We start from the raw sequence: 22,827 nt of genomic DNA, 5'->3' as shown, positions 1-22,827 counted from the left end.
AGTGAAAACCAGCTACTCAGACAAAGTATTTACTACGGTCAACCACATTGTATTGCTTGTACTCGTTGTCATTACGTTGTATCCACTTCTCTACGTCACCTTCGCTTCCATCAGTGATGCAGGGCAGTTGATTACCCACAAAGGGTTTTTGTTCAAGCCTTTAGGTTTCAGCATTGAAGCTTACAAAAGCGTATTTAAAAACCCTGCGATTCTCAAAGGTTACCAAAACACACTTTTTATCCTCGTATTCGGGGTCATTACCAACCTCATCGTTACATCCTTAGGGGCTTATGTGCTTTCGCGTAAAAATGTGATGTGGAACAATGTGTTTATCTTCATCGTTGTCGTTACGATGTTTTTCAGCGGCGGTCTCATTCCGCTCTACTTGGTGGTCAAAGGCGTGGGCTTAATCGACTCCTTATGGGCGACGATTCTACCTTTTGCCGTTAACACTTTCAATTTGATCATCATGCGTACAGCCTTCATGGCCGTACCTGAAAGCCTTGAGGAATCTGCGAAAATGGACGGGGCCAATCACTTCGTCATTTTATTCCGCATTATTATCCCGCTCTCCATGCCGGTTATTGCTGTTATGATTCTCTATTATGCTGTTGAGAAATGGAATGGTTGGTTCTATGCCTCCATCTTCCTGAAGGATCGAGACCTGTATCCGCTTCAGCTCACGTTAAGGGAAATTCTAATTTCGAATAACACCGACTCCATGTCAACCGGAGCCAATGCGGCCGATCAATTTCAAATTGGGGAAACGATCAAATATGCAACGATCATGGTAGCTTCCGTGCCCATTCTTATTCTGTATCCATTCGTGCAAAAGTATTTCGTCAAAGGCGTCATGATTGGCGCTGTCAAAGGTTAAAATTACAACACCAAAACGCCGTTCACCTACTTCGTAGGGTTCGGTGTTTTGGTTTTTCGTTTACTTTTTGAAAGCTTTAGGCAGCAGCAGTTTCTTGTGTGAAACTTGGCCATACACTATAGGGTCACAGGAATGCTCATTTGAGAGGAGAGGCCTACATGAAAGTTGATCTGGGATGCGGCGAGCATAAACATAGGCATTTTTTTGGAATTGATCGTGTTGGCGGCCCGGAAGTGGACATGGTTTGCGATATCAATGACGGAATTCCGCTGCCCGATCATTCCGTTGAATTTGTCATGGCCAGCCGCAGTCTTCCTTATGTAAACGATCTCCTGGCTGTTATGTCCGAGCTGTACCGGATTTGTGTCCACAAAGCGATCGTCTGTATCTTATCTCCGTACGCCCATCATTTTCGCCATATGTCCAATCCCCATCTTAAGCAAAAATTTGATGAATATACGCCCCGTTATTTCACCAATCAATTCCAGCAGCCCCCAGGCAGTCCCCTCAGCCCCAATGTCCCCAGCTATACAGGCAGCTCTGTGCCATTTGATTTCCGGCTGCTGAAGATGGAGTTTTTCTATGAATCTCCCTTTAGCCCCCCGCTGTATGATCAGGATGAATTGGACTTATTGCTCCAGCTTCAGCCGAATGTCGTGAGTGAGATTATGTATCAATTCGTTGTTGTCAAAAAAGAACTCTCTGCCGACGAATGGCTATGGATGTGCAATCAGCAATACCGTGAACCTCAGTGGGCCGAAGCGTTAAGACAGCCTGCCCCGACCATAGTTGTGGAATCCGCCGTACCGGAAACACCTATGCCGTTTCCCCCTCCAGCTATGGACTTCTATAACCATAAACCTGTTAAATCAACCAAAACAATCCCCCGCAGCCCCAAAAAGAAGCCCCTCAAAATTTGATATCATAATAAAACTTTATATTTTCTGATCATGTTTTCTAATTCGCATCATACCATGTAACCATCGGCCTAAAATCACCAGACATCACAGCGAACTTCCTCCAGCTATCTAACGAACGCTTCAAAATCTAGGGGGTGACGATCATAGCTCTCGTCGTCAGGTCCACACTCAACGCGACTGGCGCGATCACGTTCACCGGAAATACGCTTGGCTTAAGTCGCTCCGATACGGTAGGCCAACCGGGAACACAAGACAGCATCGGTGCTTTCACAACCGTGAATACGGCGCTGAAATTCGGGACGTATCCCGCAGGAACCACCAATCTCTACACCTCCAACAGCTCAGCCGCCATCCTCACATTTCCTGCAGGAAGTACCGTGCTTTATGCAGAGCTGATCTGGGGCGGATCTTATATCAACGGCACTGTTGACCTGAGCGCTGTGATCAACAATCCGGTTTCGTTTACGACACCAGCAGCAACGTTTAGCGTCACGCCTGATGATGCAACAAAAAATGAGTTTAACTTGGGCAGTGGTGCTTCCGGCTATGTACGCACAGCCAATGTCACGACTCAGGTGCAGCAAGGGATGGCCGGTACTTACACCGTAGGAAGCGTGCCTGGTACGATTGTCGTTGCCGGTGATCCGACGGCCAACCATTGCGGTTGGACGCTGGCCGTTATATACCAGAACACGAACCTGCCTTTCCGGAACATGTCATTGCGCGTCGGTGCCGTACTCGTACAGTCTACCTCTCCTCCTGTGAACACGACCATTACTGGATTCGCTACACCGGTAACAGGCACACTAGGCGGTAGAGCGCTTTTCAGTGCCCAGGAAGGTGATGCTAACCGTACGGGCGATCAGGCGCTATTTGGGCCTACAACAGCCTCGCTTGTCGCATTATCCGGACCCAATAACTTTGCCGCCAACTTTTTTGCTTCCCAGATCAATAACGATGCAGGGCAGCTTAACACCACAGGGACGTTCGGCTCACTCAACCAAATCAACGGAGCTCCCGGATCGAACATTAGCGGAGGCCGCCAAGGCTGGGACATTACGAACGTTGATGTCTCCGCACGGTTAACGAACAATCAATCCTCTGCCATCCTGCAGCTGACCACTTCGGGTGACGCTTATGCTGTCAATGCCAATGCCATTCAAGTTGATATTAACGCACCAAAAATTACAGTGACCAAAAGCGCCAATGTTACCGGAGCTGTCGTGGGTGATACCGTCACTTATACGGTAACAACCACCAACTCAGGGACGGCCAGCGCCGCCAGCATCGTGTTGTCCGATCCCTTGCCTGCCGGTTCAACCTTCGTAGCTGGCAGTGTCATCGTAGCAGGCGTATCACGGCCGACCTACGATATTACAACAGGTGCTCCTCTTGGCTCCCTTGCCTTCGGCTCATCTATCACTGTTTCTTATAAAGCTACGGTCACAAGTCTTCCGAATCCGCAATCGCTGGCGAATACGGCAAATGCCGCCTTCACCTTTCAAAGCGTTGCAGGTGGTTCCATTATTTCAGGTGTCATTCCCTCGAATACGGTGACGACGACAGTTTATTCGCCAAAGATTGCGATTGTGAAATCCGCAAGCACAGCGAACGGTTCTGTCGGGAGCACGGTAACCTATACGCTGCAAATTGCTAACACGGGGAATAGGGATGCCTTAATGACCGTGACCGATAACATCCCAGCGGGAACATCTTTTGTTACGAACAGCTTCAAAGTTAACGGTGTCACGGTTCCTGGCGCCAATCCGGTCACAGGGGTAAACATTGGCACTGTTGCAGCCAGCGGCACATCAACAGTCACCTTTGATGTACTGATTAATTCCCTCCCTTCTCCGCCGCAGCTCGTGAATACAGCGAATAGTACATACACGTTTCAACCGCCTGACGGTCGAACGATCTCGGGAACCGCCGGCTCCAATACCGTGACCATTCCCGTCCGTTTGCCAAGCGTCGGGGCTGTCAAAAGCGTTAATGTTGTCGATGCAGTTGTCGGAGATACCTTTACATACAGTACGGTGATCACGAATTCAGGCGTAGAAAGTGTGACGAATGTCATTCTGACGGATACAATCCCCCAAGGCGCGACGTTTGTACCCGGCACCGTCGTTGTTGGGGGGAGTTCGAGGCCAAGCGCAGTTCCTGGCGGCGGCATCGCCGTAGGTACAATAACGGCCGGCAACTCGGTAACCGTCACCTTCCAGGTCAATGTTGTTTCTTTCCCTGCTTCCGGTCAATTGAGCAACCAAGCTTCTATTTCATACAGCTCTGGTACTTTTGCTGGAACTACCTTAACGAACACGATTACGACACCCGTGTTTCAAGCTGTTGTCTCTGTGACCAAGAGTGTGAATAGCACAAATGTCACCGTTGGGGCAACGCTGACCTACACGCTTCTTGTTCGCAATCAAGGTAATATCGCTGTACTACCAACGGTCGTGGATAACATCTCGCCAGCCACGACGTTTGTGATAGGCAGTGTTACAATAAATGGCGTTTCCAGTCCAAGCGCTAATCCTGCGCTTGGCATTCCGGTAGGATCTATTCCGCCTTCCGGCACAAGTGAAATCAAGTTTCAAGTCGTCGTGCAGAACCTGCCGTCTCCGCCAAGACTTCAAAATCAAGCAACAGCAAATTACACGTACCAACCGCCGGACGGACGCACGCTAAATGGCAGTGCCGTGTCAAATACGACGGATATTCCCGTATCCGCCCCCAATGTTGCCGTAACCAAATCCGTTAATCTAGCGTATGCAGCACTCGGTGAAACACTGATTTACACGCTCAACATTACGAATAGCAGCGTTGTTCAAGTAAGCAGCGTCACCCTGCAGGATTCTCTGCCGGCCGGGGTTACGTTCCAAGCCGGAAGCGTGACGATAGACGGTGTGCCAAGATCTTCAGCGGACCCGAATACCGGCTTCTCGGTGGGTAACATTGCGGCCGGCGCCACCACACAGGTTATTTTCCGGGCAACTGTCACTTCGGTTCCCACGCCAGCGCAGGCTGAGAATCATGCCAGTGTAAGCTTTAACTCCGGTGTTTTCTCCGGAGCAGCTTTCTCGAACAGCGTCATCACGCAAATTCAGCAGCCCATCTTATCCATTGTCAAAAGCTCCAACCTGACGCTGGCCGTTCTCGGCGATATTGTCGTTTACAAATTGGAGGTGGGCAATAGCGGCAGTTCTCCTGCCAATGTGACGTTAACGGATAACATTCCCGCAGGCACGACGTTTCTCGTGAATAGCGTTATCATCAATGACGCCCCTCTGCCAGGCGTTGATCCTGTGAGCGGTATTCCGCTCGGCACGCTTGATGTGGGTGCAAAAAAAACCGTTACATTTGAAGCGACGGTAACTTCCCTGCCGACTCCGCAGCAATTGGTCGATCAGGCGAGCGCCTCCTACACCTTTACACTCTCAGATGGCCGAACGCTCTCTGGTTCCGGTCTTTCAAACACAGTAACCATACCTGTTTCAGCTCCTGACGTGAAAGTGATGACGACCAGCAATGTCAGCTCTGCCGTACAAGGAGATACCGTCACCTATACCATTGTCATTACCAATCAAGGCATCGAGAACGTCAACAATGTCATACTTACGAGCATTGCCGATCCGAGCACTTCATTTATTCCCGGAAGCGTCAAGGTGAACGGCACGTCGTTGCCGAATGCCAATCCGTCGACCGGTATTCCAATCGGTACCCTGGCGCCCAACAGCCCGGCTACCGTGACTTTTGAGGTGAAAATCACAATGCCAACACCACAAATCATTAACCAATCTTCGGTCAGCTTCACATCGGGAACCTTCTCAGGCTCATCATCCTCCAACGATGTCATAACTCCCGTTACCCAACCGAATATCACGGCTGTTAAGACAGCCAACACGACCAGCGCAACTGTCGGCGACACGGTTCTATACAGCATCGTTGTGTCGAACACAGGCAACCTGGCAGGGAATGTTATTGTCACCGATACGATTCCTGCTGGAACCTCTTATGTAGCGAATAGTGCGCAAGTCGATGGGATGCCTCAGCCCGGCTCAGATCCCGTTGCAGGAATTAATGCCGGTTCCATCGCACCCGGTACTTTTAAGACAGTCACCTTTTCCGTGTTGATTGAAACTTTGCCCAGCCCGCAAACGATCAGCAACATCGCTACGGCTACATACACGTTCACCCCGCCGGATGGCCGTATCATCACTCGTTCGGTTACATCGAATACCGTTACGTTCCCGGTTTCTTCGCCAAACGTAACCGTATCGAAAAGTACGACTTCTACGGCTTTAACCGTAGGCGATACCATAACGTACAGCACGTCCATCATGAACAGTGGGATTGCCCCCGTCAATAATGTCATATTCACGGATCAAATTCCTGCAGGGGGCACGTTTGTTCCTGGCAGTGTCGTCATCATCGGCGCTCCACCGCCGGTTGTTCCTCCGAACCCGGCCACAGGCGTACAGTTAGGCACAATAGCGGTTGGAGCAACGGTCACGGTGCTTTTCAACGTGCTCGTTACCTCTGTGCCGACTCCAGCACAATTAACGAACCAATCTGCCGTAACTTTCACATCAGGCGCGCTGTCAAGCACAACCTTCTCGAATCCGATAACAACACCTGTTTACCAACCTGTCATTGGTGTTCTAAAAGCCGGAAGCACTTCGAATGCAACGGTCGGGGATACCATCGTATACACGTTGAATGTTTCTAACACAGGGAACTACGCAGCTTCCGCCATCCTGACGGATACCATTCCAGCCGGCACCACCTTTCAGCCAAACAGCGTATTCGTTGGAACGACTCCCGCTCCGGGTGCAGACCCTTCAACAGGGATTGATATCGGTTCTGTACAGCCTGGTGCCACAATTCCTGTCTCTTTCTCTGTTGTGATCAATACCCTGCCGAATCCGCAGGTGCTATCCAACACCGGAACGGCTGCTTACTCCTTCACACTACCGGACGGCCGACCGTTCAACCGTTCCGCCACGTCGAATACCGTAACGATTTCCGTGTCTTCGCCTAACGTCAGCGTTGTGAAGAGCACAACCGTGACGGATGCCGTCGTAGGTGATATTCTCCCTTATACGATTGTCATCACGAATAATGGGATTGAACCTGTTAACAACGTTGTTTTCTCGGATCCAATCCCACCCGGTTTAGCGTTTATTCCAGGCAGCGTCGTTATTGTCGGAGCGCCAACACCACCTGTGCCGCCAAATCCAATATCCGGGATTGCGCTCGGTACTATCGCAGCTGGCGGAACGGTTACCATCACGTTCAATGTCAGAGTCGTTGCCCTGCCTGATCCAGCACAGTTAAGCAACCAAGGTATCGTCAGCTTTACCTCCGGCGCTCTTTCGGCGGTTGCTTTCTCCAACACCATTACAACACCGGTTTATCAACCCATTCTTGCTGCAGCCAAAACGGCAAACTCCACCAATGCCACAATTGGCGATCTCATTATTTATACGGTAAATGTCAGTAATACTGGAAACTATGCAGCTAGCGTCAACTTAGTCGATTCAATTCCTAATGGAGCTACTTTCCAACAGAACTCTGTTGTACTTAACGGAATCACCCAGCCAGGAGCTGACCCTACTACAGGCATTCCATTCACCGCACAACCCGGTGTTACTAACACTGTAACCTTTGCTGTTGTCATCACTTCGCTGCCGAGTCCGCAAGTATTAACGAATACAGCTACGGCTAACTTCAGCTTTAGTCCGCCAGATGGCCGGGTAATTACTGGCTCAACAAATTCCAATACCGTAACCATCCCGGTATCCGCTCCGAATGTCACGGTTGGAAAATTGACAACGGCTACCGATGCCGTAGTCGGCGATACGATCACTTATTTCGCTAATGTGAGCAATAACGGCATAGCGGCCATCAATAGTGTTCAATTCTTTGATCAGCTTCCTGGTGCCACAAGCTTCGTTCCAGGCAGCGTTACAATCAATGGCACTCCGGTACCCACCGCTGATCCAACCAAAGGCATATCGCTTGGCTCGATTCAGCCAGGCATATCCGTTGCAGTTTCTTTCAAAGTCACCGTTAACAGCTTGCCGACATCCGGACTGCTTACGAATCAATCGTCTGTCAGCTTTACGAGCGGCGCCTTTGCCGCATCCGCTTTCTCCAACACAGTCATCGTTCCGGTCTATCAGCCGATTATCGCTATCATCAAAAGCGCAAATACAACCAATGCTACTGTCGGCGATACGGTCGTTTACACGCTTACGCTTCACAATTCCGGGAATCTGCCTGCGGTTGCAACTGTCTTCGATACCGTTCCGGCAGGAGCCGAATTTGTCCCTAATAGCGTAATTGTCGATGGTCAACTACAACCTGGAGCTAATCCAGCTACCGGTATCAATGCCGGAACAATCCCTCCTGGCGATACGGTAACTGTAAAAATATCACTGGCCGTCAATGTAGAATCCTTGCCGTCACCACAGCAATTGGTGAACACAGCAACCGCCAACTACACCTACTCGCCGCCAGATGGTCGGGTACTGTCAGGTTCCGTTGCTTCCAACACGCTCGTGATTCCAGTATCCTCACCGAACGTTTCAGTAGTGAAAAGCTCAGATGTGATTGACGCGATTGTTGGTGATACGATTACGTACACAGTAATTGTCACCAATAACGGCATAGAAGCAGTCAACAATGTTGTTCTAACGGATCCAATTCCGACTGGAACTGTATTTGTCACAGATAGTGTAACGGTGAACGGCAGCGCTAGACCAGGTCAGAATCCAAGTACTGGCGTTCCGCTCAACACCATTGCTGCAGGAGCATCTGTTACTGTTACTTTCGAGGTGACGGTCGTATGACGGCCGAATCCCAACCTCCCAAACATTTAATTAATCAATCTGTCGTCCGTTTCAGCTCAGGTAATTTGACCAGCCACGCCTATTCCAACACCGTAGATACCCCAGTGGTTGGTCCCGTCATTACGATTCGAAAAAAGGCGAATACGTCTGAAGCCGTGCTCGGTCAAGTCATAACTTACACCTTGACAATAGCCAATAAGGGTAACTTGGATGCACAAGTTACCCTTTTTGACACCATGCCAGACGGGACTTCGTTAGTTCCTAACAGCGTCATCGTGGATGGCGTCCCCATGCCCATGGCCAAACCAGACAAGGGCATCTATGTGGGAACCATTCATATCGGCCAGCACATAGAAGTAAACTTCCAAGTGGTTATACTTCATCCATCTTCACAACTAAAAAATCAAGCAACAGCAACCTATACCTTCCATACAGCAGGAGGTAGATCAGCAACAGGGAGCTCAAAATCAAATACCGTCATCATTCCTTTCGAGGAAACGAAAATCAGCTTTAAGAAACACGCGGATAAACCTTATACTTTTGTCGGCGATACAGTCACCTTTCTATTCACCATCAAAAATGAAGGAAGCTATACGATTAACAAAATGCTTTTTATAGATCGACTGCCAACCAGCGTTCGTTTCGTTGCAGGCAGCGTAAAAATCGGGCATACTTCCTATCCGTCAGCAAATCCCGCGGATGGCATTTCACTAAGCGAACTGCCCGCGCATGAGACCCTATCTTTACAATTCCAAGTCACCGTTACCCATGCCCCCTCATCCGGACGCATCGTGAATGACGCGGAGCTTGTCTTACACCTCAGAGACCACAAGCAAAAAATGACATCCAACTCAATATCATTGGAGGTTTACGATCCTGCGATTTCGGTTGTCGAGTCCGTCCTGCAGCCAAAGGCTACTCTGGGCGATACCTTGACCTATTCCTTAATCGTTGCAAACAAAGGCAACATTGCGGCCGAAATTTGGCTGTCCGACTTCATCCCAGAGGGCAGTTCCTACGTACTGGGAAGCTTGACGGTGAATGGAACTCCGTATGGCAATTCACTGTTAACCAGCTCTGTTTATGTCGGGCAATTGCCGGCAAAAAACCAAATGGCCGTCACGTTCCAAGTTACGGTCAACGCTGTGGCCATTTCCGCCGAACAGACCGAGCTAACCAGCCATACCGACGTGTTATATAATTTCCGTCTGCCGGATGACCGCGTTGTCTCCGATCATGTGCTGTCCAATACGGTAAGTGTCGAATTGCTGCGGCCGATTGTAACCATCGTAGTCTTTGCAAATCCTTTAATTGCCGAGCCTGAATCCACGGTCCATTACAGGATCCAAGTATCCAATTCGGGCAATCTTGCTGCAGGCAGCGTGTTTCTTCACGATTGGATTTCTCCCTTGACTACGTTGAACGCCGCTACCCTGCGAATCAACGGCACTCCGATGAACCAAATCCTGAGTTCATCTCAGCCTTTATCGCTTGGAGTCATCCTTCCTCAAGCCACAACCGAAATCACCTATTCAGCGACAGTTGTTCTTAGACCGAATGCCAAACGCATTCCGCTAAGAGCATCAGCCAAATATGTGTATCAAGTAAATGACCCGGTTCATACGGGAACGGCATTGTCCAATGAAGTTGTTATTCGAATCGAGGAGGCGGAAGAATAAAAAAGCCGGGGCAACTATCTGCCCCGACTTTTTTTATTTACGGTCATTGATCGCTTTAATCAGTTCAACCGGAATTTTCGGTTTCCGATCATACGTAAGCAAACCGTTAATTTCTTGTTCCACATCCGTTAATTGCGTATAGCAATAGCCTTGAACAACACCGGAGTTCAGAAGCGGACGAATGACGGCGCGCAGCTTTTGCTCGTAATCTTCATCGTTTTCTGCACCTGAGTAACCCCAGCCTTCCCACTCGCTTTTCTTATAAGCGATCCCGCCAAACTCAGTAACCAGAATCGGCTGATTCTCATACGGGAAACCTTCGACAAACAGGCGGCGATTAGCCGGCATCGCATGAACGGCTTTCTCTTTGGTGCTGTAACGCTCTGTCAAGACCTCTTCCCGCCACTCATAATCGTGAATCGCGAACAAATCCGTTTTTACCAATTCCCAACCGTCATTCGAAATAACAGGACGCATCGAATCAATCGATTTGGTCAAATGATACATCGTCAGCGCGTGCTGCTGCTGCCTTTTATCGATCTGGATATTAGGAACTCCCCAGCTCTCATTCAAAGGTACCCATGCAATAATCGATGGATGGTTGTAATCACGATCGACAGAAGCTTGCCACTCTTTCGTAAAGCGTTCTACATACTTCTCCGTGTACTCGTAAGCGTTAGCCGCTTCGCTCCAGACAACAAGTCCGAGCTGATCGCACCAGTACAGATATCTAGGATCTTCCAGCTTCTGATGCTTACGTGCTCCGTTAAAGCCCATCGCTTTCGTCAGTTCCACATCCTGTTTGATCGCCTCATCACTCGGCGGCGTCAAGTTTCCATCTGGGAAATAACCTTGGTCCAGCACCATTTTCAGGAAATAAGGACGGTTGTTAAGGCAAAGCTTGCCATTCTCGATCGATACTTTACGCATCCCGAAATAGCTCGTCACTTGATCAACAGGTTGTTCATCAACCAGCAGTGTGAACTTCACGTCGTACAAATTCGGACGCTCCGGCGTCCACCAACCGCCAAGTCCGTGATCATTAAAATCATTCAGACGAACCGCTCTTGTCCCCACGCTGTCTTTCAACAAATACGTGTCCTCAGAAACAAGTTTGCCTTTAAAAGAAATTTCAACCTTTACCTGCTGCTTCTCATGCGCTTTGGCGGCTTCGATGAAAAATTGCAATTCCACCTGCTTATTATCAATGTCCGGCGTAATTCTCACTTTATCTAAATAAGCATCGGCGCTTACCGCTTCCATCCACACGGTTTGCCAAATACCCGTCGTTCTCGTATAGAAAATGCTCGCTGAATCGGAGAGCCAATATTGCTTGCCTCTAGGCAGCGTCACGTCTGTGCTGTAATCAACAGCCTTTACAACCAACTTATTCGTACCTGGCTGAAGAGCATCGGTAATGTCCGCGTGAAACGGCGTATGCCCGCCTTCATGCGTAGCAACCAAAGTGCCGTTCACCCAAACGGACGCCTCATAATCAACAGCTCCAAAGTGGAGCAAAATCCGCTTATTTGCAAAGGAATCCGGAATCGCCAAATCTCTGCGATACCAGACAACATCATGAAATTCATTGCTGCCAATACCGCTTAATTTACTTTGAAAGGCGAAAGGCACTTGGATCCTTTTGGATAACGCCTTGTTCCCTAAATGCCACTTCTCTTTACTGCCTACGCGGTCATCATCAAATTCAAATTCCCATTCGCCATTCAGGTTCATCCAGCTGTCTCGTACAAATTGTGGCCTTGGGTAATCTGCTCGGGGTTGATTCGTCATGGGTAACGCTACCTCCATAAAGTTAATTAATAAGTTAATTAAATAAGTCCATTGCAACTAAGACTATTATCATCCCAAGCTCATTTTCTGTCAATACATGTTATTCAATTAACTTGTAAGTTATTATAAGTGCATGCGTTCCGTGCCAACGACCTCCTCAGTCATGCACATGATACATGAGTCCTTGCCGTGGTGTAGCGTGACATTGTGACATTCTTACCGAAATCCTGCTAAGGGTTCGCTCAAGGGAACTGGAGGCCTCTATTTGAAGAGAAACACGCTGTTTCCTCTCTGAGTGGGAACTACAGGACCTTATTCAGCCGTCATGCAATGTTTTTTGCATGAAGTTGGCGGAATAGCGCCCTGTAGTTCTCCTGACACCTACAACATGCCCCCTTTCAGAAAAATAGCGCCCCGTGGCTCCCCAATAATTCCCCACTGACACGCCAACATACGTATGAAAAAAGGACGACACTGGAGAAGTCCCCTGCATCGTCCTCTTTCCTTAATCCATGTAACCGGCTAATCCATGTTTCATTAAGTAGGCCATTTCCGCTTCCAAAATGGTGTCCACCGCGAGCTCTGTCAATTTCACATCCGGCCTGCTTAGAATATGATCGATCAAATCATCGCTGTCGATGTCCACTTCCCCTTTGGAACTTTGTTCAACCTTCAGAATATACGCTTTCTCATATTTCAGTACGAGCTGAATTTGTTTGGCATCTGCTTTTGATTTTTCTACGATAAATTGGATAAGCTCTTGTTCGTTTAATTCCTTACTCATGACGGTTCATCTCCTAATGTCCTATTCGTGTTTTATGACTATTGTAGCATAGTTGTCCCGCTTTTATTTTTTCCCTCAGCCTACACGTCTTGCCAGGCCCATGTTAACATAGAATGAGATGGAAAAACATACCTAAAATACGCACATCAAAGGGGGCTATCATGGATCTAGAATTACGAGTAGCCGCATTGGAAAAAAGAGTAAAAGAGCTCGAGCTGCTGCTGGACCATGCACTTAACCGACCAAATGCATCAGAATCTGAACGCACAGAGGTATCAGCTCCTGCTATCGAGCATGCCCAGCCAGCTCCGCGCCCGCAACTCCAGCAGGAAACCGTGCCCGCAGTTCCCGCAGTTCCCGCAGTTCCCGCCAAAGAGCCCGCTCCCCCAAGAGATTGGGAGCACTTGATCGCCCGCGTCTGGCTGCCGCGCATTTTTATCATCGTCTTCCTGCTTGGCGTGCTCTGGGGGTTTACAGCCGCCGTGAGCGCCGGCATCATTACAGAGCCTGTCCGCTGCCTACTCGGAGTTGTCGCAGCAGGTCTCATGTATTGGCAAGGGGAAACGCAAATACGCCGTAAACGCACAGCATTGGGGCAAGTGCTGCTCGGCGGAGCGAGCGGGGTTCTGATCTTATCCCTTTTCGCTGCCCACATGCTATTTGAGTTGATTCCGTCCTGGCTTGCTTTTGTGCTTTACATTGTTTCGATAGCAGCTAGTGTGTTCATAGCGATTCGCCATCGTTCACAAGCCCTCATGATTATTACCTTGCTTGCGGGATATCTTGTTCCGTTCATGGTCGATTCTGCGCATCCGAATATGTGGATTATCGCTGGCTATGAAGGTCTCTTTTCCATGGCTATGATATTGTTATCGCTGCGCTATGCCTTCCGCGGTGCTTATTTCACAGCCTTTGGCGTACTTCATCTGCCATTGCTCATATCGACTCTGCTCAGCCATTCAGAGAGTGACAAACCGGCCGTGCTAGCCGTTATCATCTTGCAGCACCTGCTCCTTTTCGGCATATCACTTCTGCGCTCGGAAGACAGCCGAATTGGACAGCGCATCACGTTGTTCTTAAGCTTTGGTCTAGTCGCAGCCTGGACATACGGTTTCTACGGCACGGCTGACAGCGATAGGCACATCTATGAATGGATGCTGGCTCTGTGGTCGCTTTTGTACATCGGAACTTCCTCTTGGCTTTACTTGCAAAAGAGGGCTTTCTCTGTCCATGTATCCATCGCAACGTTCAGCATCTTCTTATGGCTGATTTTCGTCCTGCATGCCGACCAAGCCGCATCAGCGCTGCTAGTCGAAGGCGGCATCGCGCTTTGTCTGGGTGTCCGCTTCCAAAGCAGGCTGCAGCAAATCAGCGGAGCTTTTACCTATTTTATCGGTATGCTATTTGTTCTCACCCATCCGATCCATGATATCGGTTCACATGAAACTTTTGCTTGGTTTGTGCTCGTGGCTACCATCGGCGGCCTTTATGCGTTCTATCGCTCTTCTGCTCAGAAAGGGCTTGCACCGTCACGCATCTCACTTCTTTTGCTATGGATGACATTCATACTGCTCCTCATTTTCGTCTCACAAGTAACGAACGCCTTAACGAAGGCTCTCAATAGTGATTACCAACATCTCATTCTCTCCGGTGTATGGGCCATTTACGCAGTGCTCCTAATTATCGCAGGACTATTTGTTCGAAAAGCAAAAGCAAATCTAATCGGCATCCTGTTCTTGTTCGTAACCCTGCTCAAAATTATTTTCATTGATCTGCCTGATGTATCTACCGCCATTCGTGCGATCCTTTTTATCGGACTTGGAGCCATTGGCGTTGGGATTTCCAGGTTGTTTTATAAGCGTAAATAAACAAGCTATCATAAATGCAATCGAGAGGCCTTCATCTCCACTTATCTAGTGGAAATGAGGGTTTTTTTCGCTTTTTCAGGGACAAAATAGAATGTGAACTTTCCTTGAATTCATTGCATTACGTCTCAAAATAGCGTATATTCTACACTTGTGGTTATTTAAATCGAATATAATATGTATTTACTTACAAATAAATACATTCATACAGATGAAGAGGTGTATCGTTTATGACATTGAAACAAACAGCCGCAGGCGTGATCCTGCTTACAATGATGGTGACTGGAGCAGCTTGCTCCTCCGCACCAAAAAATACAGCTAGCCCGTCTCCAAGCGCAAGTGCAGCAGCTTCCCCGCAAGCAACAGCGGAAACGCAGGATACGATCAACATGAAAGGCTACATCGGCGCTAGAATTTCTCAAGAGAAGGTCGGCTTCCTCTTCGGAGAAGCCAAATCCAAAGATGGCAAGCTGATCCTTAACCCTATCGCCGCTGATAGCAAAGAAAAAGCCGTGAAGTTCCTTTCCAGCTACTTCGATGCCGCAATGGCTGATAAATTGGCAGCCCACTATTTGACGGAACAGCAAGCGGACGGAGCGATTGTAACGAACCCGACTTCCTTTTTCCCGACAAACCTGCTAGATACAACCAAAGCAGACGTTACATTTGACACAGCAAATACGGCGGATCAAGTCAAATTCACGACGAAAGACGGCGCCACTTATACAACGAAAAAAGTAAACGACAAATTCGTTATCTCCGACGTAGCGAAAAAATAAGCATATCGACATAAGACAGGCGAATCTGAGATTCGACCTGTCTTTTTTCTGATCTTATCTATAATGGCCGATACCTTCTCCTATGTTGCGCTTTTTGCAATATAGAGGCCTCAGGACGGCCGATGCCGCCTTCTACGCTGTACAAAGTACAACGTAGAAGACAAAATAAAGCGATTTTCACGCTATTTTGATTGATTTCATTGTACTTTGTGCAATGAAAAGCAGGGTAGCGGGGTTTAAAGCGGTTGTATGTTGTACAAAGTACAACATACATAGAGATGGAAGCGAGGGCCCATAGCGAGAGGCGGTCATGCTGAGTAAATGGAATTGCTTGGCGCAAGGTGCCCACGCCACCCCTCATCAATAAAAAGAGACCCACAGCAACGGGCCGCGGGTCTTAAGATATATATATTTTAAAGGGGGTCGAGTTCTATTATAAGCCCGCTTCATTAAAGCCAGATGAATAACATATTTCTTTTTGATTACAAAATTAAGTTCAAATTGTAAAGGTAACGCCTTTATGGCACTTTTATGGTAAAAGGTACGATAAATACTTCATTCTGATGCTGAAATTGTCCCCAGATTTTATAAACGCCGCTTTTTGGGAAAATAATCGTGAAAGCAGCCGTAGGTCCTGAACCCTTCTGCTCATTCGGGTGGACATGGACATACTCCTTCGCATCGGCGCTGATGGCAACCACATGCCCCAAGCTGCCCAGATAGGGCTGCAGATCGGTGATCGGCTGTTTCGTCCGGGCATCCTTGATCGTGAAGATCATATCCAGCCCCATTCCCGCCATAAGATGGTCGAAAGCAAGCGTTACTTCCTTACCGTCCACCTCTTTCGTCAGCGAGGTATCCGGTTGAAGAACCGCCATCTTCGGCTCTTTCCCCTTAATCGTGACCCAGTGCGTTTGCACCGTCTCTCCCCTTCCTTGCGGAGTAAAATCAGCAATCAGCTGATAATAGCCGCTGGCAGGGAACTTCGTCTTGACGGTGAACTGGCCTTGCCCGACATGCTCCGGATGAAGATGATCAAAATATGACAGATCCTTGCTCACCACGATCAGATGCATCAGCTTCTCGTGCATGAGGTCGAAACGATCAATCGGTTTATTCCACTTATCCTGGATAAGAATCGTGATCGTCGCCTCTTCACCCGGCATGTAACGATCCATGGCAACTGAGAAATGCGCAATGGCATCATCGCTGTGGGCATGTGTCGGCATAGCCTTCATATTCCCAAACATCTGCATCCCTGACATATCCATGGCCGTGTTTTGATTCCCGCAAGCGGCTAAGAGAACAGCCAAACCCATGAGAAGGATGACAAGCTGCTTCATTGTTTTCTTCCAGTCCTGAGCGGAGCCGTCAGCATGCTTAATCCCATCGAACAGAGACCGCAAATAAAGATCGTGCCACCCCACAGCTCAGGAGACCAATCTAACGTGTGAAACAGGCGCAAATCGGCAAAATACAAGCCCCAGATAAGAACGGGCAGCAGGAAGAAAACGCCGCGATACTGCCAAGCACCGGTTTCTTTGTCTTTGATCGATTTCAAAAGCAAATCACCGATTATCCCGCTAATGAGCAGAATCACGATAGAACCATAGTGCGAGAACCCATCCAGCACCGCCATCAATACCGCCTCAAACACAAAGAAATAGGTCACCGTTCCGAAAGGCAGCTTCCACCTTCTCATTACAAGCATAATTGGCAAAACGAGCAGCATCGTTGTAACCAGGAAATCCACAACCGCTTTAGCCACTGCGTCTTCTTCCCTGGCCATCCATAAGTTCTGACGAAACGACCAGGCATACATAAGAAAAAAGGCCATCACGGCAAAGGTCAGCGCCACGGAAGTCAAGGCAGGCAGCAGCCGGCGAAAGCTTGGAGAAACGTCTTTCTCCGCAACACTCATCGCGCGGTATGGGCTGGTCAATATCATCAGCGCTCCGGTCAATAGGATCAGATGGGTCGGGCTTAAGAGCGCTTCAATATTTTTCTCAATGCCAAATATCGTATGCCATAACATATCCCCGATACCGCCGACAAAAAAGATGATGACACCGGCGACACCGAGCTTATATCCCGTAGGAATAGACGCTGCCCAAGTAGCATGATGGGCTTTTATTTTATTCTGATAAGTTATGATAAGAATCCAAATCGCACAGGCCAAATAACCGGAGTACAAAATAGCATGCCATGGCGTAAAAAAGGTTTCAACCGCCCCGTGATTATGGGCAAAGCCATCGATAAACAAGCCGACAATCAGCCACATTCCCATCACCATGGTGACGGCATGCTTGAAAATACCAACAGTACTCGGGGATTGCTTCACTTTCAGTTGTACCGACAAACGAATCAGCTCCCAACATTTGTCATGATTACCGTTCTATCATAACACACAGCTAATCGTTTGATGAGACCCATGCAACTCCTTTTTTCTGCAATCCGTACACCCATTCTTTTGGGGCTGACACATCGCTGACAATGAGATCGATCTCTCTCAAATCTGCAATTTTGTAGAATTGCACGAGCCCGAACTTGGAGTGATCACAGAGCACGATATTTTGCTTGGCATATTTCATCATTTTCTGCGTCAGTTGGCCTTTACTTTCTTCAAAGCCTGTAATCCCTTTGTCCAGCATCATGCCGTCCACAGATAAGAACGCTTTATCCGCGTTGAAATTTTCCACCATTTTCTCAGCCAGCAGGCCTGTGACCCTGGAATGCAGGGCATTCACCTTACCGCCAATTAAAAAGATGTCCCCGTTGAACAATCCTTTGTTTTTGTAGTCAATTAACAAGTACAGGGCAGGTATGGAGATCGTTAGAACTGTCAGGTTTTTCTTGTTTAGCAAATAATCGATGATATGCAAGGTCGTAGTGCCGTCATCGATGAAAATGACGTCATTATCCTCCACGAGGGTGGCTGCTGCACGTCCGATTTTCCGCTTCTCATCCGCGTACAGCACCTCTCTCTTCAAGTGTGACGGCTCGTCTCGGGACAAATTAATTTTGACCGCACCGCCATATACCCGTTTCAGCTTATTTTCATCCTCCAGCTCTTCCAAATAACGACGTATCGTCTCAGATGAAACATCCAGAGCTTCGACCAACTCATTCGTCTTCACTTTGCCATCCAAATTCAAACGATTAAGAATATAATCCTTTCGCTCTTCACCAATCAAAGACATAAGGTTAGACCCTCCAATTTATGCATCACGCTTTGCATGATAGGGCTTTACTTCGGCATTTGCCAAGCAGCCGTGCGCTTTTTCACCTTTTTTAAAATGAACTCATAAGACAAACGAACGATAATATTCGTTCCAACGATCAGGGTAGACATCGCCGCTGCGGCAGCTACGTCGCCTGCATCTTCCATATTCACTAAAGCGACAGCCGCAAGATTCATATCAGCAGCCCGGAGGAACACAACCGCAGACACCGTAACCATGGAATTCACGAAAAAGTACATGGCAATTTCGATAATGGCCGGAAGGGACATGGGCACTGTGACCCGCAAAAATGTTCGGTAAAAAGGAACACGCATAGACTCCGAAACGAGTTCGAATTCCTTGTCCAGCTTTTTCAGCGCGGTCGTAGCGGTAATGAAGGGAACTGCGTAAAAATGCGTGATGTTCGCAAGCACGATGATCGTCATTGTCCCATAAATCCAATTCAGCGGATTGCTGGAATCATTGAAAAAGAAAATGTAGGCAAGGCCGATAACCATCCCCGGAAGCGCAAGCGGTAAAATCGACAAAAAGTAACCGACTTGCCGCAATCCTTTCATCGATCTGGTTTTTTCAATCAAATAAGCAAAAACAAAAGTCATGATCGTCCCCACCACCGCTGTGATGAGTGAGACTTTAAGTGAATTCCAAAACGGCTCCAAACCTGACCCTGCCACACTGGAAAAATCATAATGTTTGAAGCTTAAACTGATATTGTACGGCCACACCTTCACTAAGGAAGCAAAAACGATCGTGATTAACGGCACCAAAATAGCAATCGAGATGATGATACAAAATGTACGATAAAATCTGTCCCGAGCTCGTCCTTCCGGTACCCGATAGGGCGTTGACTTGGAAGAGAGCAGTGAACGTTGTTTGCGCTCCACGAATCGGTCCACAGCAAAAGCAATAATGGCCGGAATCGTGAGCAGGATCCCCACTGTCGCACCCATGGATAAATTTTGCTGGCCGATAACCTGTTTGTAAATATCCGTAGCAAGCACGTTAAACTTTCCGCCGATCGCCTGCGGAGCCCCGAAATCCGTGAAGCTGGCTGTGAAACAGACAAAAATGGCACTGATGAGGCCGTACTTAACGGAGGGCAAAGTCACCGTAAAAAAAGTTTTCCATTTATTCGCGCCCAGCGATTCCGCGGCCTCATACAGTCGCTGATCGGTCATTGACAAAGCTGTGATAAAAATCAGAAAAGCTTGAGGAAATAAATAAATCACTTCAGAGATAACGATCCCAACGGGACCATAGATCGGAATCCTTATACCAGGCAAAAGTCCGAAAAAACCGTGCGTAACCATGCCTTGATTCCCAAACAAATAAGTAAGCGCAATCCCATGCATCATCGTCGGTTGAAAAAGCGGCAATAACGCAATGTAGCGGAAATAACTTTTGCCCCGAATAGCCGTACGGCTAATTCCATAGGCGTACGCGAATGCGAGAACAACGGCAAGTACGGTAGATAGAACTGAAATCCAAATCGTGTTCGTTAACGATTGAAGCAAGGAAGGCGTAGAGAAGTATTGGACAAAGTTAGCCAATCCAATAAACTCCTCATTCTTATTTAGCAAAGATTTGCTAAATAAGAGGATTAACGGAATCAGGGTGCTAGTTGTTAAAGTGAGCACGAGCACGACAATCAACACATTTTGTAATGTAAAAAATGCTCCCAGGTGACGGCGGATCGGCGGATTCATGCTGACGATTCCCTTGTTCATTTAGGCACCTACCATAGAATCAACTGGGAATGTGATCATCTTTTCCTGCGGGAATTCAACGAATACTTCGGCATGTTTGACAAGCCTCAATTGATGCGCAGCTTGTGAAGAGACATCAACTGCAAGGATTACATGCTGGTAACCGGAGCCTGCAGTGGGCTGAAGCGTCACTCGGTAGAAAGCTCCACGGAACTCGACATGCTTGACAACCGCCTTCACTCCATTGCTTGAGCCAGAGGCTGACAGGCGAATATGCTCTGGACGAATGGCAAGACTTCTACGCTGCGCAAGACTTCCTTGCTCCCCGTTTTCCAAGAAATTAATTGATCCGATAAAATCAGCGACAAATGCCGAATTCGGTGTTTCATAGACTTGTTCCGGCGTTCCCATTTGCACGACTTCGGAGTTTTTCATCACCACAATGCGATCTGCCATCGTGAGCGCTTCCTCTTGATCGTGCGTGACCATCACGGTTGTAATGCCAAGCTTGTCCTGCAGCTCGCAAATTTGCTCGCGAAGTTTCACCCGAACTTTGGCATCTAACGCGGAAAGAGGTTCATCCAGCAGCAAGAAATCTGGAGACAGTACAATAGCACGAGCCAACGCCACACGCTGCTGCTGTCCGCCGGACATTTGTGCCGGGTAGCGATCATGGAGGTGCAGCAGATCCACTAGATTCAGGACTTCCCTTACTTTCTCGTCAATCTCTTTCTTCTTCCATTTCTTGCCCTGCAAGCCATAAGCTACATTCTGATAAGCCGTGAGATTCGGAAAAAGCGCATACGACTGAAACACCATGCCGAAATTTCTTTTCGCTGGCGGCAGCTGGGTAATGTCCTTCCCGTCAACCGTAATCCGTCCTTGTGTCGGTTTCTCTAATCCTGCAATAATGCGAAGCAATGTTGTTTTACCGCAACCGCTTGGGCCTAATAAACAAATGAACTCATTTTTCTGAATATCAATATGAATATTGTTCAAAGCGCTGAAAAATCCAAATGTTTTATTTACCCCTTGAATGGACAAGTAAGCTTGTGTCATGATCAAGCAGCCTCCTTAGTCTTATTAGCTTTAGTATAAGTGTGATATGTTATCGCTTTGTAAAAAGGTAATAGAAAAAAGGCTGCTGCAAGCATGGTTCGCAGTCAGCCTCTTTCTCGGTTTGCCGTTTATTATTTGGGTTCGTTTTTTGCGTTGAAGCGCTTGTCCCACTCAGCTAGAACACTGTCACGTTTTTTCGCAGCGTCATTCAGATCGTTTTTGATAAGTTGTTTCACTGGATCTACACTGTAACCATCTGGGATTTTGGCAGAATCTGTTTTAACCGCAAGGATGGCGTAGTTTTTGTTGTATTCTTTCATCACATCATCCGTGATTGCCCAATCCAAGAAGTCTTTCGCTACTTGTTTCACGACCTTCTTCTTCATCAAAGCATTCGCTTCAACGTCCCAACCGGAGCCTTCTTTCGGGAAGACAACTTCAACCGGAGAACCTGCTTTCTTCTCTTGAATGCCGCGGTAACCAAAGGAAATACCAATTGGATATTCGCCAGTACCGGCTAATTTAGCAGGTTTGGAACCGGAGTGGACATACATCGCAATGTTGTTATGCAATTTGTTCATATAATCCCATGCAGCGTCGTTGCCTTTCAATTGAACCAATCCGGAAACTGTCAGGAAACCAGTCCCTGAAGACGAAGGATTCGGCATGGTGATCAGCCCTTTGTATTCCGGCTTCACCAGATCCTCATAAGATTGAGGAATGGCCAGTTTACGTTTCTCCATCTCAACTTTGTTCACGATGAACGCTGTTTCCCACGCATCGATACCAACCCAGTGCGTTACTGCATTTTTGTCTTTAAAATCAGGAAGAATGCGCTCTACGCCTTTTGGCGCGTAAGGCTCTAACATGCTGTTCTGGTCAAGAACGAGCAAGCTTGTTGCCGCTAAGCCCCATACTACGTCTGCTTGTGTATTGTCTTTCTCAGCAAGTAATTTCGCTGTCACAATTCCCGTGGAATCACGAACAATGTTAACTTTGACATCGGGATATTTCGCTTTGAAAGTCGTGAGATAAGTTTTGATTTGATCATCTTCCAAAGCCGTGTAAACCGTTAGATCCTTGCTTTTTGTATCCACTGTTACATCTGCGCTTGCGCTTGCTGCCGGAGCAGCACTTGTCTTCGCTCCGTCTGTACCAACCGCTTTCCCGCCGCAAGCCCCTAACATGAAAGCAACTGTCAACAACGCTACTGCACTTCCCAGTGATTTCTTCATCTTCTTACTCCCACCTTCATTCGAATTATCGGTTTG

General features: G+C 48.0%; 14 protein-coding genes. 6 read left to right on the top strand and 8 right to left on the bottom strand.

Annotated features, from left to right (window positions below; all coding sequences use genetic code 11):
• The first annotated feature begins 1 nt into the window (after position 1).
• The 4 genes from PCH02S_RS28265 to PCH02S_RS28250 all read left to right on the top strand — a co-directional run bounded on the left by PCH02S_RS28265 (position 2) and on the right by PCH02S_RS28250 (position 10,330).
• Positions 2-877, top strand: coding sequence for a carbohydrate ABC transporter permease (locus tag PCH02S_RS28265; protein ID WP_127457452.1), 876 nt, complete (start codon positions 2-4; stop codon positions 875-877).
• Between the two features lie 158 nt (positions 878-1,035).
• The gene (locus tag PCH02S_RS28260) at positions 1,036-1,797 is read left to right on the top strand and encodes a hypothetical protein (RefSeq protein ID WP_127457451.1); all 762 of its coding nucleotides are present in this window, start codon (positions 1,036-1,038) and stop codon (positions 1,795-1,797) included.
• Between the two features lie 143 nt (positions 1,798-1,940).
• Complete coding sequence (locus tag PCH02S_RS28255) at positions 1,941-8,651, top strand: hypothetical protein (RefSeq protein WP_407670139.1); 6,711 nt, start codon at positions 1,941-1,943, stop codon at positions 8,649-8,651.
• Positions 8,648-10,330, top strand: a complete 1,683-nt coding sequence (locus PCH02S_RS28250) for a DUF11 domain-containing protein (RefSeq protein ID WP_127457449.1) — start codon at positions 8,648-8,650, stop codon at positions 10,328-10,330. The genes PCH02S_RS28255 and PCH02S_RS28250 overlap by 4 nt, the downstream gene beginning before the upstream one ends.
• A 33-nt stretch (positions 10,331-10,363) precedes the next feature.
• On the opposite strand, the gene PCH02S_RS28245 is transcribed toward PCH02S_RS28250, so the two are convergent.
• Both PCH02S_RS28245 and PCH02S_RS28240 read right to left on the bottom strand, forming a co-directional pair.
• Positions 10,364-12,121, bottom strand: a complete 1,758-nt coding sequence (locus tag PCH02S_RS28245) for a glycoside hydrolase family 2 protein (RefSeq protein WP_127457448.1) — start codon at positions 12,119-12,121, stop codon at positions 10,364-10,366.
• A 505-nt stretch (positions 12,122-12,626) separates the two neighbouring features.
• The gene (locus tag PCH02S_RS28240; protein WP_127457447.1) at positions 12,627-12,905 is read right to left on the bottom strand and encodes a hypothetical protein; all 279 of its coding nucleotides are present in this window, start codon (positions 12,903-12,905) and stop codon (positions 12,627-12,629) included.
• A gap of 161 nt (positions 12,906-13,066) precedes the next feature.
• On the opposite strand from PCH02S_RS28240, the gene PCH02S_RS28235 reads away from it, so the two are divergent.
• Entirely contained in the window at positions 13,067-14,773 is a 1,707-nt protein-coding gene (locus PCH02S_RS28235; protein WP_164819771.1) for a DUF2339 domain-containing protein, read from the top strand.
• A 227-nt stretch (positions 14,774-15,000) separates the two neighbouring features.
• On the top strand, positions 15,001-15,549 hold the full coding sequence (locus PCH02S_RS28230; protein ID WP_127457445.1) for a hypothetical protein: 549 nt from the start codon (positions 15,001-15,003) through the stop codon (positions 15,547-15,549).
• Positions 15,550-16,067: 518 nt separating this feature from the next.
• Here the strand turns inward: PCH02S_RS28230 and PCH02S_RS28225 are convergent.
• The 6 genes from PCH02S_RS28225 to PCH02S_RS28200 form a co-directional block, all read right to left on the bottom strand.
• Positions 16,068-16,892 carry a hypothetical protein gene (locus tag PCH02S_RS28225; protein WP_127457444.1) on the bottom strand — a complete coding sequence of 275 codons (825 nt, stop codon included), beginning with the start codon at positions 16,890-16,892 and terminating at the stop codon, positions 16,068-16,070.
• Positions 16,889-17,908: a hypothetical protein gene (locus PCH02S_RS28220; RefSeq protein ID WP_127457443.1), complete on the bottom strand. Its 1,020-nt coding sequence runs from the start codon at positions 17,906-17,908 to the stop codon at positions 16,889-16,891. The genes PCH02S_RS28225 and PCH02S_RS28220 overlap by 4 nt, the downstream gene beginning before the upstream one ends.
• A gap of 52 nt (positions 17,909-17,960) precedes the next feature.
• Entirely contained in the window at positions 17,961-18,749 is a 789-nt protein-coding gene (locus PCH02S_RS28215) for a DeoR/GlpR family DNA-binding transcription regulator (protein WP_127457442.1), read from the bottom strand.
• A 47-nt stretch (positions 18,750-18,796) separates the two neighbouring features.
• Entirely contained in the window at positions 18,797-20,518 is a 1,722-nt protein-coding gene (locus PCH02S_RS28210; protein WP_127457441.1) for a putative 2-aminoethylphosphonate ABC transporter permease subunit, read from the bottom strand.
• Positions 20,519-21,556, bottom strand: a complete 1,038-nt coding sequence (locus tag PCH02S_RS28205; protein ID WP_127457440.1) for a putative 2-aminoethylphosphonate ABC transporter ATP-binding protein — start codon at positions 21,554-21,556, stop codon at positions 20,519-20,521.
• A 131-nt stretch (positions 21,557-21,687) separates the two neighbouring features.
• On the bottom strand, positions 21,688-22,791 hold the full coding sequence (locus tag PCH02S_RS28200; protein ID WP_127457439.1) for a putative 2-aminoethylphosphonate ABC transporter substrate-binding protein: 1,104 nt from the start codon (positions 22,789-22,791) through the stop codon (positions 21,688-21,690).
• Positions 22,792-22,827: the final 36 nt, after the last annotated feature.

The sequence above is a fragment of the Paenibacillus chondroitinus NBRC 15376 genome (assembly GCF_004000765.1).
Classification (GTDB): Bacteria; Bacillota; Bacilli; order Paenibacillales; family NBRC-103111; genus Paenibacillus_E; species Paenibacillus_E chondroitinus.
The sequence above is the reverse complement of the archived record's forward strand: the minus strand, read 5'-3'. Positions and strand labels throughout refer to the sequence as shown.